Origin of the sequence: Aeromonas sp. 1805 (genome assembly GCF_013085525.1) — a bacterium.
Lineage (GTDB): Bacteria > Pseudomonadota > Gammaproteobacteria > Enterobacterales > Aeromonadaceae > Aeromonas > Aeromonas hydrophila.
Genome location: NZ_CP038515.1, coordinates 2,317,501 through 2,332,140 on the forward strand (window position 1 = coordinate 2,317,501; position 14,640 = coordinate 2,332,140).

General features: G+C 64.3%; 11 protein-coding genes, 1 tRNA gene and 2 rRNA genes (1 of these 14 only partly in view). 7 read left to right on the forward strand and 7 right to left on the reverse strand.

Annotation, left to right across the window (positions count from 1 at the left end; all coding sequences use genetic code 11):
- From E5E96_RS11025 to E5E96_RS11040, 4 genes are all read left to right on the forward strand, one after another.
- Positions 1–1,040, forward strand: a 23S ribosomal RNA gene (locus tag E5E96_RS11025); it begins 1,849 nt to the left of the window's first position.
- Between the two features lie 108 nt (positions 1,041–1,148).
- Positions 1,149–1,263 (forward strand): 5S ribosomal RNA (gene rrf / locus E5E96_RS11030).
- A 97-nt stretch (positions 1,264–1,360) separates the two neighbouring features.
- A tRNA-Asp gene (locus E5E96_RS11035) sits at positions 1,361–1,437 on the forward strand.
- Between the two features lie 357 nt (positions 1,438–1,794).
- Positions 1,795–2,295, forward strand: a complete 501-nt coding sequence (locus tag E5E96_RS11040; RefSeq protein WP_065479486.1) for an NUDIX domain-containing protein — start codon at positions 1,795–1,797, stop codon at positions 2,293–2,295.
- 29 nt (positions 2,296–2,324) lie between these two features.
- On the opposite strand, the gene E5E96_RS11045 is transcribed toward E5E96_RS11040, so the two are convergent.
- Together E5E96_RS11045 and E5E96_RS11050 are read right to left on the reverse strand one after the other, a co-directional pair.
- A complete protein-coding gene (locus tag E5E96_RS11045) occupies positions 2,325–3,608 on the reverse strand; it encodes an ATP-binding protein (protein WP_171282155.1) in 1,284 nt (427 codons plus the stop codon).
- Positions 3,605–4,285 (reverse strand): response regulator transcription factor, encoded by a 681-nt coding sequence (locus E5E96_RS11050; RefSeq protein ID WP_171282156.1) that lies wholly within the window; start codon positions 4,283–4,285, stop codon positions 3,605–3,607. Before E5E96_RS11050 ends, E5E96_RS11045 begins: the two co-directional genes overlap by 4 nt.
- A 161-nt stretch (positions 4,286–4,446) precedes the next feature.
- On the opposite strand from E5E96_RS11050, the gene E5E96_RS11055 reads away from it, so the two are divergent.
- Positions 4,447–5,607: an efflux RND transporter periplasmic adaptor subunit gene (locus tag E5E96_RS11055; RefSeq protein WP_171282157.1), complete on the forward strand. Its 1,161-nt coding sequence runs from the start codon at positions 4,447–4,449 to the stop codon at positions 5,605–5,607.
- Positions 5,608–5,609: 2 nt separating this feature from the next.
- The gene (locus tag E5E96_RS11060) at positions 5,610–7,556 is read left to right on the forward strand and encodes a MacB family efflux pump subunit (RefSeq protein ID WP_171282158.1); all 1,947 of its coding nucleotides are present in this window, start codon (positions 5,610–5,612) and stop codon (positions 7,554–7,556) included.
- A 304-nt stretch (positions 7,557–7,860) separates the two neighbouring features.
- On the opposite strand, the gene E5E96_RS11065 is transcribed toward E5E96_RS11060, so the two are convergent.
- From E5E96_RS11065 to E5E96_RS11085, 5 genes are all read right to left on the reverse strand, one after another.
- Complete coding sequence (locus E5E96_RS11065; protein ID WP_171282159.1) at positions 7,861–8,697, reverse strand: transporter substrate-binding domain-containing protein; 837 nt, start codon at positions 8,695–8,697, stop codon at positions 7,861–7,863.
- Positions 8,694–9,455 carry an amino acid ABC transporter ATP-binding protein gene (locus E5E96_RS11070; RefSeq protein ID WP_085734623.1) on the reverse strand — a complete coding sequence of 254 codons (762 nt, stop codon included), beginning with the start codon at positions 9,453–9,455 and terminating at the stop codon, positions 8,694–8,696. The genes E5E96_RS11065 and E5E96_RS11070 overlap by 4 nt, the downstream gene beginning before the upstream one ends.
- Complete coding sequence (locus E5E96_RS11075) at positions 9,452–10,114, reverse strand: amino acid ABC transporter permease (protein WP_171282160.1); 663 nt, start codon at positions 10,112–10,114, stop codon at positions 9,452–9,454. The genes E5E96_RS11070 and E5E96_RS11075 overlap by 4 nt, the downstream gene beginning before the upstream one ends.
- A gap of 89 nt (positions 10,115–10,203) precedes the next feature.
- Positions 10,204–10,869, reverse strand: a complete 666-nt coding sequence (locus E5E96_RS11080) for an amino acid ABC transporter permease (protein ID WP_171282161.1) — start codon at positions 10,867–10,869, stop codon at positions 10,204–10,206.
- Entirely contained in the window at positions 10,866–12,077 is a 1,212-nt protein-coding gene (locus E5E96_RS11085) for a threonine synthase (RefSeq protein ID WP_171282162.1), read from the reverse strand. The genes E5E96_RS11080 and E5E96_RS11085 overlap by 4 nt, the downstream gene beginning before the upstream one ends.
- A 235-nt stretch (positions 12,078–12,312) precedes the next feature.
- Between E5E96_RS11085 and E5E96_RS11090 the strand changes: the two genes are divergently transcribed.
- Positions 12,313–14,460: a prolyl oligopeptidase family protein gene (locus E5E96_RS11090; RefSeq protein ID WP_171282163.1), complete on the forward strand. Its 2,148-nt coding sequence runs from the start codon at positions 12,313–12,315 to the stop codon at positions 14,458–14,460.
- The last annotated feature ends 180 nt before the right edge of the window (positions 14,461–14,640 follow it).

Consider the following 14,640-nt stretch of genomic DNA (forward strand, 5'->3'; position numbering starts at 1 on the left):
AGCGCAAGCGAAGCTCTTGATCGAAGCCCCGGTAAACGGCGGCCGTAACTATAACGGTCCTAAGGTAGCGAAATTCCTTGTCGGGTAAGTTCCGACCTGCACGAATGGTGTAACCATGGCCATGCTGTCTCCACCCGAGACTCAGTGAAATCGAATTCGCCGTGAAGATGCGGTGTACCCGCGGCTAGACGGAAAGACCCCGTGAACCTTTACTACAGCTTGGCACTGAACATTGAACCTACATGTGTAGGATAGGTGGGAGGCTTTGAAGGCGTGACGCCAGTTGCGCTGGAGCCGTCCTTGAAATACCACCCTTGTATGTTTGATGTTCTAACGCAGGCCCGTGAATCCGGGTCGCGGACAGTGCCTGGTGGGTAGTTTGACTGGGGCGGTCTCCTCCCAAAGAGTAACGGAGGAGCACGAAGGTTGGCTAATCCTGGTCGGACATCAGGAGGTTAGTGCAATGGCATAAGCCAGCTTAACTGCGAGACGGACAGGTCGAGCAGGTACGAAAGTAGGTCATAGTGATCCGGTGGTTCTGAATGGAAGGGCCATCGCTCAACGGATAAAAGGTACTCCGGGGATAACAGGCTGATACCGCCCAAGAGTTCATATCGACGGCGGTGTTTGGCACCTCGATGTCGGCTCATCACATCCTGGGGCTGAAGTCGGTCCCAAGGGTATGGCTGTTCGCCATTTAAAGTGGTACGCGAGCTGGGTTCAGAACGTCGTGAGACAGTTCGGTCCCTATCTGCCGTGGGCGTTGGATGATTGAAGGGAGTTGCTCCTAGTACGAGAGGACCGGAGTGAACGAACCTCTGGTGTTCGGGTTGTCACGCCAGTGGCACTGCCCGGTAGCTAAGTTCGGAATCGATAACCGCTGAAAGCATCTAAGCGGGAAGCGAGCCCTGAGATGAGTCATCCCTGACCCCTTGAGGGTCCTAAAGGGCCGTTGGAGACCACAACGTTGATAGGTGGGGTGTGTAAGCGCGGCGACGTGTTGAGCTAACCCATACTAATTACCCGTGAGGCTTAACCATACAACACCCAAGAAGTGTTCTGGGCCTTGTAGCGAATGAACGAACTACTTATTCAGTGATAATGACCAGGTCGTTATTCACGTCAGCTTTCTCAGATTGAAGAATTTGCCTGGCGGCCATAGCGCCGTGGAACCACCTGATCCCTTGCCGAACTCAGAAGTGAAACGCGGTAGCGCCGATGGTAGTGTGGCATTCGCCATGCGAGAGTAGGACACTGCCAGGCACCCAATTAAACAGCGCCGTGCACATCACGACGTTGGCCGAGAGGATGACACCTCAATGAAGCGGCAGACAATTTAGCAAAAAGCTAACCAGACAGCGGAGCGGTAGTTCAGTCGGTTAGAATACCGGCCTGTCACGCCGGGGGTCGCGGGTTCGAGTCCCGTCCGCTCCGCCACTAATTTGAAAGGCCTTCCTGAATGGGAAGGCCTTTTTGCTATCTGGTTTTGGCGAATGAAATAAGGAAACAAAGGACCACAGAGAGGGCTGCGACTTGCCACTGGCAACTCGGTCCCTGTCTGTTGTCCTTTGTGCTTGAGCCGGACCCTGTCCGTCTCCCCGTCCGCTCCGCCACTACTTAAGAAGCCCAGTCGAAAGACTGGGCTTCTTTTCGTTTTACTTTCCCCGAAGTGCCTCCTCTCCCTCTTTTATATCTTGCTGATTTATCACGCTATGGGCGTTGTGCCCCAACCCTTTCCATCGGGGGTGGGGTTCGGCATACAATGCGCCTTTGGTGTCAGATAGGAGTCCCCCTATGTTTTGTCCGCGTTGTGGTTCCGGATCGCTGCAACAGCGCAGCGAGAAAGAGTTCGCCTGTGGCTGTGGTTTTCACTATTTCCAGAATGTGGCGTCGGCCGTGATGGTGGCGCTGTGCTGGCAGGACGAGCTGCTGGTCGCGGTGCGGGCCCGTGATCCCGGCCGGGGCTTGCTGGATCTGCCGGGCGGCTTCGTCGATCCAGGCGAATCGCTGGAGGAAGCCTTGGTAAGGGAGCTCAAGGAGGAACTGGGACTGGATCTGACGGGGGAGACGCCGCGCTACCTGGGCTCCTATGCCAACGTCTATCCCTATGACGAGGTGACCTATCACACCTGCGACACCGTCTTTCTGCTGGAGTTGGCAGACAAGCCTGCTGTGGTAGCGGCCGACGATGTGGCCGCCTGTGAGTGGCGCAAGCTGGCCGGCCTTGCCCCTGCCGAGTTTGCCTTTCGCTCTACCGGCGCTGCCATCAGTCAATTGCAGCGGCTGCGGGGCTAACCGATAGCAGTAATGACAGGGCGGAGCAGCTAGCCCGGCAAGTGAAGGGTGACGATCAGGCCGCCCTCTTCACCGTTTCTGGCCTCGACCCGTCCGCCCTGGGCCAGTATGGCCTTGCGGGTAATGGCAAGGCCCAGCCCATAACCCTTGCCAGCAGCGGGGGAGCCGATCCGCACGAAGGGATCGAAGATGCTGGAGAGCTTGCTCTCATCCACCCCCATCCCCTGATCCGCCACCTCGACGATGAATTCGTCACCCTGCCGCATCAGGGTCAGGCGGATAGTCTGGCCCGCTTGCGAGAAGCGCAAGGCATTGCGCAGCACGTTGTCGAGGGCCCGGCGGATCAGCTCCGCCTGTCCGCAGACCGTGTATTCCCGGGTCTCATCCACCCAGGTTTTGATCTCGACGCCCATGTGCTGCGCCTCGTAGCGGGCGTCGCTCACCACGGCGTCGACCAGCCCCAGCAGATCGTAATACTCCTCGCCGTCGTGCTCACCATGGCCGGCGCGGGTGAGGGTCAGCAGCTCGCCGATCATCTTGTCCATGCGCTGGGTCTCGAGCTGGATCCGCGCGAGGGATCCCTCGATCCTGGCCGGATCCTGCTGGGCCAGGCCGATGGCCAGCTGCAGCCTGGCAAGGGGGGAGCGCAGCTCGTGGGAGACGTCGTGCAGCAGCTGCTCGCGGCTCTCCACCAACAGTTGCAACCGCTCGGCCATGGCATCGAAGTCGCGGGCTGCATCGCTGATCTCGTCGTGGCGCCGCCGCATGGCGGGGTAGAGGCGCACTGCCAGATCCCCCTGGGCGAGGCGCTCGAATCCCTGCCGGAAGCGGTTCATGGGGCGGGTCAGGTGCCAGGCGAGCAGGGCGCTGAAGAAGAGACCGCCGAGTCCGCCGATCCACCACATGGGCGGTGGCATGTTGAGCCAGTTGCGGCGGGGCTGGGGCGGTGCCAGCAACAGCTGCAGGCCGGCACTGTCGTAGTCGAGCCGATAGTGCCGGCCATCGGCTCCCAGCAAGATGCGGCCGCCCTGTGTTGTGGATGGCTCCGCTGCGACCGCTTCAAGTTGCAGCAGCCTTCGCTCCCGGGCCGGCCAGCTGGCCTGCAGGGTCGCAACCGCAGCCGGTCCCTGCCGCTGCAACAGGCTGGCGGCGGCTGCCAGTTGACGCTCGGCCAGCTGGTTGGCCATCCGCTGCTCCGGCGGCCCCTCGTGGCGATAGAGGCTGAACGCCACCCACAGCAGCTGGCTCATCATGATGATGGTGAACCAGAAGCCGAACAGGATCTTCCAGAACAGGCGCCCCTTGAGGATCATGCCAGCCGGTATCCTATGCTGCGCACCGTCTCGATGCCGACGGCTTCGCCCGCCAGGGCTTGCAGCTTCTGGCGGATATTGCAGATGTGCACGTCGACGCTGCGATCATAGGGCTCGCGCGGGCGGCCAAGCCCGTGCAGGGAGAGCTCATCCTTGCTGACCACCCGCTCCGGCGAGCGCAACAGCAGTTCCAGCAGGTTGAACTCGGTGGCGGTCAACTCCAGCGGCTGCGCCTGCCAGTGACACTGACGGCTGGCGGGGGAGAGCACCAGCTCGCCAAGACGCAGACCCAGTTCTTTGCCCGGATGGGCGGGGGCAGGCTCGACCCGGCGCAGCACTGCCCTCAGCCTGGCCACCAGTTCCCGCGGGTAGCAGGGCTTGGGCACATAATCATCGGCCCCCATCTCCAGCCCGATCACCCGATCGATGTTGTCCCCCTTGGCGGTGAGCATGATGACTGGGATCCGGCTGTCGCGACGGATGTGGCGCAGCACCTCGCTGCCATTCAGATCGGGCAGCATGATGTCGAGCACCACGGCGGCATAGTTGCCGGAGAGGGCGTGCTGCACGCCGCTCTTGCCGGTCAGCACGTGGGTGGTGGCAAAGCCTTCGCCAGCCAGGTATTCGCTCAGCATGGTGCCAAGCTCCAGATCATCGTCCACCAGCAGGATCTTCATTGCTCTTCTCCGTCTCGGGTTGGCGCCATTTTCCCGTGTCCGTCTCCGCCTGACAGCTGCTTTTACGCAATCCTTACACTGCCCTGCAAGAGGCTTAACCGGACATTGGAGTAGATTGCCCGGGTCTGTTTCACCCTCTGTTTCAGCCAAGGATATCCGCGATGGCCCGTGCCCGTCTCCTCGTTGTTCGCCTGCTGCTGCCCGCCCTGGTGCTGGTCGGTGCTGGCTGGCTGCTGCTGCCCTCCGCCGCGGCACCAACCGCCTCTTACATCACGGCCCCGGTCGAGCGGCGGGATCTGGAGCAGAGCGTGCTGGCCGACGGCACCCTGCAGGCCCAGAAGCTGGTGAGCGTGGGGGCGCAGGTGTCGGGGCAGATCAAGGCGCTGCACGTGGCGCTGGGGGATGAGGTGAAGCAGGGCGATCTGCTGGTCGAGATCGACGATCTCACCCAGCAGAACGCCCTCAAGGATGCCGACGCAGCCCTCGACAACGTGCAGGCCCAGCTGGCCTCGCGCCGGGCAACTCTGCGCAACAACCAGCTGGCCTTCGAGCGCCAGCGCAAGGTGCTGGATCGGGGATTGGGCAGTCAGGCCGACTACGACAGTGCGGAGGCGACCCTGACGGCGACCCGCGCCGACATCCGGGCGCTGACGGCGCAGGCGGTGCAGGCCCGCATCGCGGTCGACACCGCCAAAGTGAATCTGGGTTACACCCGCATCGTCTCCCCCATGGCGGGCACCATAGTGGCGATCCCGGTGGAGCAGGGGCAGACGGTCAATGCGGTGCAGAGTACCCCGACCATGGTGAAGGTGGCGCGGCTCGACACCATGACGGTGGAGGCGCAGATCTCGGAGGCGGACGTGATCAAGGTGAAGGCCGGCCTGCCCAGCTATTTCACCGTGCTGGGGGCGCCCGAGCAGCGTTACCAGGCCCGTCTGCGCGCCATCGAGCCCGCCCCCGACACCATCAACGACGACACGACCAGCAGCAGTTCGACCAGCACGGCCGTCTACTACCACGGTCTGTTTGAGGTGGAGAACCCTGAAGGGGCCCTGCGTATCGGCATGACGGCCCAGGTGCACATAGTGCTGGCGACCGAGCGCAACGCCCTGGTGATCCCGGCCATCGCCCTGAGCGGTGATAGAGTGCAGGTGGTGGATGAGGCCGGCCGCCCACAATGGCGGCCGGTGAAGGTAGGCCTCAACAACAAGGTGGATGCCCAGATCCTGGCGGGGTTGACCGCCGGGGAGGCCGTGGTGGTGAGTCAGTTGACGGCCCAGCGCCAGCAGAGCGGGCGAATGGGCCCGCCGATGGGGATGTGACCATGAGGGAACCACTGCTGCAACTGAGCGGGATCCGCCGCCATTTTGGTGACGGGGAGCGGCGCGTCGAGGTGCTCAAGGGGATCGATCTGATCATAGCGCGGGGCGAGATGGTGGCCATCGTCGGCGCCTCCGGCTCCGGCAAATCGACCCTGCTCAATATTCTGGGCTGCCTCGATCAGTCGAGCGAGGGTAGCTATCGGGTGGCCGGGCGGGAGACGGGCCGGCTGACGGCCGATGCGCTGGCGACCCTGCGCCGCGAGTACTTCGGCTTCATCTTTCAGCGCTACCACCTGCTGGGGGACCTCAGTGCCCGCGACAACGTGGCGCTGCCTGCGCTCTATGCCGGGTTGGCTGGCGATGCGCGCAAGGCGAGGGCCGAGATCCTGCTGCAGCGGCTCGGGCTCGGCAGCCGGCTCGACTACAAGCCGAGCCAGCTCTCCGGCGGCCAGCAGCAGCGGGTCAGCATAGCCCGCGCGCTCATCAACGGTGGTCAGGTGATCCTGGCGGACGAGCCGACCGGCGCCCTCGACAGCCAGAGCGGGGCCGAGGTACTCGGCATCCTGGGCGCGCTCCATCGGCAGGGCCACACGCTGGTGCTGGTGACCCACGACATGGCGATTGCCGAACAGGCCGAGCGGATCATCGAACTCAAAGATGGCGAGGTGGTGGCCGACCGGCGTCGCAAGCCGACACCGCCGTCCCCTGCGCCAACCACTCCCCGTACAGACACCGAGGGACGCGGCGGTCTGGCCGGGCGGCTCGGCGCCGCCTTCAAGATGGCGCTGCTGGCCATGCAGGCCCAGCGCATGCGCACCTTTCTCACCATGCTCGGCATCATCATCGGCATCGCCGCCGTGGTGTCGGTGGTGGCGCTGGGGCGCGGCTCCCAGCAGCAGGTGCTGGCCAACATCAATGCCATGGGCACCAGCACCCTGGAGATCTTCCCCGGCAGCGGCTTCGGTGATCGGCGGGCCGAGGCGGTCCAGACCCTCAGGGTGGAGGATGCCGAGGCCCTCGCCGGGCTCGACTATGTGCACAGCGTGACTCCCAGTCTGGCCACCAGCGTCACCCTGCGCCGGGGCAGCCAGGCGGTGCTGGGTTCGGTGAACGGGGTGGGGGAGCAGTTCTTCCAGGTGCGCGGCTATCGATTGCTGCAGGGCATGCTGTTCGATGCCGCCAGCGTGACCGCTCTGGCGCAGGAGGTGGTGATCGACGAGAACAGCCTGGCGCGCCTGTTCGGTGTGGGGGAGTCGCCGCTCGGTCAGGTGATCCTGCTGGGGAGCCTGCCGTGCCGGGTGATCGGGGTGGTGGCCCGCAACCAGAGCGGCTTTGGCAGCGACGAGAACCTCAATGTCTGGATCCCCCACACCACGGCCATGACGCGGATGCTGGGCCAGAGCCACCTGCGCAGCATCAGCGTGCGGGTGCAGGACGAGGTGGCGCTGGCCGCCGCCGAGGATGGCATCAATCGCTTGCTGCGTGAACGGCACGGCGCTCAGGATTTCTTCGTGCTCAACACCGACAGCATCCGCCAGGCGATCACCAGCACCAATGCCACCCTGACCCTGCTGATCGCCATGATTGCGCTCATCTCCCTGGTGGTGGGGGGCATCGGAGTGATGAACATCATGCTGGTATCGGTGAGCGAGCGCACCCGCGAGATCGGCGTGCGGATGGCAGTGGGTGCCAGAACCGGCGACATACTGCAGCAGTTCTTGATCGAGGCGGTGCTGGTCTGCCTGCTGGGCGGGGCGGCCGGGGTGCTGCTCTCCCTGCTGGTCGGCGTCTTGTTCGCGCATTTCAGCAGCCAGTTCAGCCTGAGCTACTCCCTGGACGCCGTGCTGATGGCCTTCTTCTGCTCGAGCCTCATCGGCGTGCTGTTTGGCTTCTTCCCGGCGCGGCGGGCGGCGCGGATGGACCCCATCCACGCACTGGAGCGGGAGTAGGCACCCTCTTCGGCGCCCGCGGCGCCACCCCATTCGCCGGCGTTGCCGAGGGCTCATCCCGCCTCGGTGGCCTGGCGAGTTGGCCGGACGGCACCCTGTGCCAGTCCGGCAGCCTGAACCGTGTCATCGACGTGACACAGCCTGCTCTGCGCGGGTTTTCAACCGGGCCCCTGGCCCGGTTCTTTTTCTCATGCGAAAAAAAGGCGCCACCCGAGGGGGACGCCTGAAAGGTCAAACCTTGCGGTTTGCGGACCAACGGAACCAAGATTTCACACACATCACACTCTCAGCACTTCTGGCAGGCTCAGCCCTGCCACTTGCCTCCTTCCACTATCACGTCGTTGGGATCGGTATCGGCGCTCAGTTTGTCGCGCACATACTGGTCGTAGAGTTTCAGCAGGTACTTCTCTTCCCCCAGCTTGGCGAGGCGGTCGTTGACCCAGTCACGCAGCTCGATATTGCCCTTCTTCACCGCCGGGGCGATGGGGTCTTCCGAGCCCAGCTTCTCGGGCAGCACCCGATAGCCCGGGTTCTCCTTGGCCCAGCTGAACAGCACCAGGTTGTCCTGGGCATAGGCGTCGCCACGGCCCTGGGCCAGCGCCTGCAGGGATTCGGTGTTCTTCTCGAACTTGAGCACCTTCCAGTCCGGGTGGTTGCGGGTCAGCCAGATGTCGGCCGTGGTGCCGGTGGTGACGATCAGGGTCTTGCTGGCCAGATCATCCAGTTTCTTGGCCGGACTCCCTTGTGGCACCAGCACCTGTACCGCCACTCGCAGGTTCGGGTTGGTGAAATCCACCACCTCGCGCCGCTCCGGGGTCACCGTCATGTTGGCGAGGATGAGATCCACCTTGTCGCTTTGCAGGAAGGGGATGCGACTGGCGGGCTCCACCGCCACGAACTCGACCTTGTTCTCGTCTCCCAGCAGATCCTTGGCGAAACGGCGACCCAGGTCGGTGTCAAAGCCGACGTAGTTGCCCTTCTCGTCCACGTAGCCAAACGGTGGCTTGTCGGTGAAGACGCCGACGATGAGCTTGTCGCGGGCCTTGATCTTGTCGAGGGAACCGTCCGCCGCATGGGCGGCGCCGCTGGCGAGACCCAGTCCCAACAAGGCACTGAACAGAACCGAGGTGATTTTTTTCATGCTGACTCCTTTCGTTTGATGACATTTGTATAAGAAAACTTGGCGAGGAACTGGCGGGCACGCTGGCTGCGCGGGTTCTCGAAAAATTGATGGGGCGCGGCCTGCTCCAGGATGTGGCCGCCGTCCATGAAGACGATGCGATCCGCCACCGCCTGGGCGAACGCCAGCTCGTGGGTGACGATGAGCAGGGTCATGCCGCTGCCGGCGAGATCCCGGATCACCTCCAGCACCTCCTGCACCATCTCGGGATCCAGCGCAGCGGTTACCTCGTCAAACAGCATCACCTGGGGGTTCATGCATAGGGCCCGCACGATGGCGATCCGCTGCTGCTGGCCGCCGGAGAGTTGGCGTGGATAGTCATGGCGCCGCTCCCACAGGCCGATGCGGGTCAGCAGTTGTTCTGCCTGCAGCAGGGCCTCCTGCCGCTCTCGTTTTTGCACCTGCAGAGGGCCGAGCAGCACGTTCTCCAGCACCGTCAGGTTGGGGAACAGGTGATAGCTCTGGAATACCATGCCGATGCGCTGGCGCAGCCGCTGCCAGTCGGTGCTGGCATCCAGCCGCTCTCCATCGAAGCGAATGTCGCCCCCCTGAATGGGTTCGAGCCCGTTGAGAGTGCGCAGCAAGGTGCTCTTGCCGCAGCCGCTCGGCCCCAGGATGACGATCACTTCCCCGGCGTGCACCGTGAGGCTGACCTCGTCCAGTACCCGGTTTTGGCCGAATTGTTTGCTGACAGCATTGAGCTCAAGCAGAGGTGTCATACCGCATTACCCCATTGTTGCTCCAGCCGGCGCGAGGCGAGCGAGAGCGGATAGCAGACCAGAAAAAAGAACAGGAACAGCAGACCGTAGATGAGCAACGAGCCATAGGTGCGCTCGATGATCTGCTGGCCCACCTTGATCACCTCCACCACCCCGATGAGCACCGCCAGCGAGCTGGTCTTGATGATGCGGGTGTAGATGTTGATGGTCGGTGGCGTCAGCCGTTGCAGCGCCTGGGGCAGCAACACGTGGCGATAGAGCTGCCAGCGGGAGAGCCCGAGCGCCAGGCCGGCCTCCTGCTGGCCGCGGGCGAGGGAGCCCAGGCCGCCGCGTACCACTTCCCCCACCTCGCTGGCGCCCCAGAGGGCCAGCACCAGCACGGCGCACCAGAAGGCCGAGATGTCTACGCCAAAGAAGATCGGCAGCCCGAAGAAGAAGAGGTAGAGCCACACCAGCACGGGCACCACCCGAAACAGCTCCAGATAAACTCGCAGCAGCCCCCGCACCAACCGGCCTCCCTGTTGCGCCAGCACGCCGTAACCGACTCCGCCCAGGGTGGCGAACAGGATGGCGAGCAGCGAGATGGCGAGGGTTTGACCCGCGCCCACCGCCAGCAGCGGCAGCGCCTGCGTCAGCTGCTCAGTGACCGGACTGGCCATAATGGTCCCTCCTTTCTGGTGTATGGGTGACGAACGGTGGCAGCAGGAAGGTAAGTGCCCACATCGGGATCCTCGCCTGCATCAGCGATTCAATGACCGAACTGACCATGTTGCAGCCTCCTTTCAACAACGCGCAGGGCAAGGGACAGCGGCAGAAAGATCAGCACGCACATCAAGGTCAGCACCGCCAGCATCTCGTAGGTCTTGTAGTAGAGGGCGATGTAGTTCTTGGTGGTGTAGAGCAGCTCCGGCACCGCCACCGCCGAGGCCACCGTGGTCTCTTTGAGCAGAAAGATGAAGTTGGCAAACAGCGCCGGCAGGCTGGCGAGCCAGGCCTGGGGCAGCTGCACGTGGCGCAGCAGTTGCCAGCGGGAGAGGCCGATGGCTCTCCCCGCCTCCAGCTGGCTGGGGGGGACCGCCTGAATGTCCGCCCGCAGCGCCTCGGTCAGGTAGCCACCGCCGAGGAAGGTCATGGCGATCACCGCCGTGGCAAAGCCGGACAGCGACAGGCCGAGCGCCGGCAGCCCGAAGTAGAGAAAGAACAGCTGGATCAAGAGCGGCGTGTTGCGGGCCAGCTCCACATAGGCGCGGATCACCCCGTTCAGCCAGGGCTTGTGCAGGCTTTGCAGCGTCACATTGAGCAGCGCCACGGCGAGCGAGGTGAGGATCACGATGGCGCCGAGCTGCAAGGTGACCCAGACCGATTGGCCAAACGCCGGCAGGGTGGTGAGAACAAAGGACCAGTCGAAGCTCATGCCGGGATCCTCCCGTCGCGGCGCAGCCGCTGGGGCACGACCGTGATGGCGTCCGGGTACTTGATGCCGGCGCCGGTGTTGAGCACCACCACCCGCTCGCCCCCCTGGATCCAGCCCGCTTCGCGCAGCTGGCGGGCGGCGGCGAAGGCGGCCGCCCCTTCCGGGCAGATGAAGCAGCCCTCCTGAGAGGCGAGCTGACGCAGCTCGCGCTGGATGGTGCCATCTTCCACCGCGACGGCGCAGCCCTCGGTGCGATAGAGGGCGTCCAGCACCAGAAAATCCCCCAGCGCCTTGGGCACGTTGATGCCGAACGCCAGGGTCTGGGAGTCGGGCCAGAAGCGCGACTCGCGCTCCCCCTGCTGCCAGGCCTGAACGATGGGCGCGCAGCCGCTCGCCTGCACCGCCACCAGGCGCGGCAGCGGTCCCTGCACCCAGCCCAGCTCCTGCAATTCCCGCAGCGCCTTGTAGATGCCGATGAGGCCGACTCCGCCGCCGGTGGGGTAGAGGATGACGTCCGGCAGGGTCCAGCCGAGCTGCTCGGCGATTTCAAACCCCATGGTCTTCTTGCCCTCGATGCGATAGGGCTCCTTGAGAGTGGAGGCATCAAACAGCCCCTGCTGCGCCACCGCCTCGGCCACCTGGCGACCGGCGTCGCTGATGAGGCCGTCCACCAGATAGAGGCGGGCACCGGCCAGGGCGCTCTCCAGCCGGGTGATGGCAGGGGCCGCCTGGGGCTGGACTATGGTGCTGCGCAAGCCGGCGCGGGCGCCGTAGAGTGCCCAAGCCGCGCCGGCGTTGCCGTTGGTGGGCATGGCGAAGTGGGTGACGCCGAGTTCGCGGGCGCGGGAGACGCCGACCGCGGCACCGCGGGCCTTGAAGGAGCCGGTGGGGGTGAGGCTCTCATCCTTCATCCAGAGATCCGGAATGCCGACCTGCTTGCCGAGGCGTGGCAGCGGCAACAGCGGGGTGAAGCCTTCCCCCAGGGTGACCACCTGGGCGGGGTCGCGTACCGGCAGCAGCTCGTGGTAGCGCCACAGGCTGGCGGGACGACCCAGCAGGGCGGCCGGATGCCAGGCCTGCTTCAGAGCCTCGAAGTCGTAGCTGGCCAGCAAGGGGGCGCCGACCGGGCTCAGCTGCTGGGGCTGATCGGCATCCACAATCTCGCCGGTCTTGCTGCAACGCAGATGTGATAGGTAGCTGTACGGCATGCTTTATCCTGAATGAGTCGAGATGGTCAGTCGCTTATTCCATCCTGTGACCCAAGTGCCGGATAACAAACAAAATAAACTGGCAAACCTAAGCGAAAAAATTCATATGACTCCGATTGGTCAGGGTTGTGGCGGCTTCCCGCTCATGTCGCGTGTTCACTCGCTGGGGGGTTGGGCCGTCCGGCACTCTTTGCTAACCTGCCCGCTTCACCCGAAATCGCAGGGAGCCGCATCGATGCGAGCCATTGTCAGCCTGCTGGCCCTGTCACTGCTGTGTGCATGCAGTGGCCAGTCAACCAAAGAGGATGCCATGTCAGGGAAAGCGCGCCTTCACTACCCCGTCACCCGTGAGGGTGAGCAGGTGGATCACTACTTCGGCCAGGCCGTGGCCGACCCCTATCGCTGGCTGGAGGATGATCGCAGCCCCGAGACCGAGGCCTGGGTCAAGGCCCAGAACGCCGTGACCCGGGACTACCTGGCACAGATCCCGTATCGCGCCGCCATCAAGGAGAAGCTGGCCGCCTCCTGGAACTACGCCAAGGAGGGGGCGCCGTTTCGCGAGGGGCGTTACCACTACTTCTTCAAGAATGACGGCCTGCAGAACCAGAACGTGCTGTGGCGCCAGCAGGAGGGCAAGCCGGCCGAGGTGTTCCTCGATCCCAATACCCTCAGCCCCGACGGCACCACGGCGCTGGATCAGCTGAGCTTCTCCCGCGATGGCCGCATCCTGGCCTACTCCTTGTCGCTGGCGGGCAGCGACTGGCGCGAGATCCACCTGATGGATGTAGAGAGCAAGCAGCCGCTGGAGGCGCCCCTCAAGGACGTGAAGTTCAGCGGCATCAGCTGGCTTGGCAACGAGGGCTTCTTCTACTCGAGCTACGACAAGCCGGATGGCAGCGAGCTGTCGGCCAAGACCGATCAGCATAAGGTCTATTTCCACCGGCTCGGCACGGCGCAGGAGGATGACCGGCTGGTGTTCGGTGCCATCCCGGCCCAGCACCACCGCTACGTGGGGGCGACCGTCACCGAAGATGACCGCTTCCTGCTCATCTCGGCGGCGAACTCCACCTCCGGCAACCGCCTCTATGTGAAGGATCTGAGCCAGGAGAACGCGCCACTGCTGACGGTGCAGGGAGATCTGGATGCGGACGTGAGCCTGGTGGACAACCAGGGCAGCACCCTTTACCTGCTGACCAACCGGGACGCCCCCAACCGCCGGCTGGTGACGGTGGATGCCGCCAACCCGGGGCCGGCCCGCTGGCGCGATCTCATCCCCGAGCGCCAGCAGGTGCTGACGGTGCACAGCGGCAGCGGCTATCTGTTCGCCGAGTACATGGTGGATGCCACCGCCCGGGTCGAGCAGTTCGACTATGAGGGCAAGCGGGTGCGCGAGGTGGCGCTGCCCGGCCTCGGCAGCGTCAGCGGCTTCAACGGCAAGCACGATGATCCCGCCCTCTACTTCGGCTTCGAGAACTATGCCCAGCCGCCCACGCTCTACCGGTTCGAGCCAAAGAGCGGCGCCATCAGCCTCTATCGCGCCTCGGCGGCGCCGTTCAAGCCGGAGGATTACGTCTCCGAGCAGCGCTTCTACCAGAGCAAGGACGGCACCCGGGTGCCGCTGATCATCAGCTACCGCAAGGGGCTGAAACTCGATGGCAGCAACCCGACCATCCTCTACGGCTACGGCGGCTTCGACGTGAGCCTGACTCCGAGCTTCAGCGTGTCGGTGGCCAACTGGCTGGATCTGGGGGGCGTCTATGCGGTGGCCAACCTGCGCGGGGGCGGCGAGTACGGCCAGGCCTGGCACCTGGCAGGCACCAGGATGAACAAGCAGAACGTGTTCGACGACTTCATCGCGGCGGCCGAGTATCTCAAGGCCGAGGGCTACACCCGCACCGATCGGCTGGCGATCCGTGGTGGTTCCAACGGCGGTCTGCTGGTGGGGGCTGTGATGACCCAGCGGCCGGATCTGATGCGGGTCGCCCTGCCGGCGGTGGGGGTGCTCGACATGTTGCGCTACCACACCTTCACCGCCGGGGCGGGCTGGGCCTATGACTACGGCACCAGCGCCGACAGCGAGGCGATGTTCGACTACCTGAAGGGCTACTCGCCCCTGCACAACGTCCGGGCCGGGGTCAGCTACCCCTCGACCCTGGTGACCACGGCGGATCACGACGATCGGGTGGTGCCGGCCCACTCCTTCAAGTTTGCCGCCACCCTGCAGGCCGACAATGCCGGCCCCCATCCCCAGCTCATCCGCATCGAGACCAATGCCGGGCACGGGGCTGGCACGCCGGTGACCAAGCTTATCGAGCAGAGTGCGGACATCTATGCCTTCACCCTGTACGAGATGGGCTATCAGCAGTTGCCGCGTCAGCCTTGATCCGGGCGAGACGGGCGCCAGCCATCCACTATCATCAGGGCCCTGCGGGGCCCTTTTCATTGCCGCGCGTTGGAAGGGTTGCGCTGGCAGCACTCGCTGCGACCATCCCTGTCTCGCCGCTGGCCCGTTTTGGCAGACGGGCCCCATCTGTCATCCCCCCGGTGGTATAGTCAGCAACAA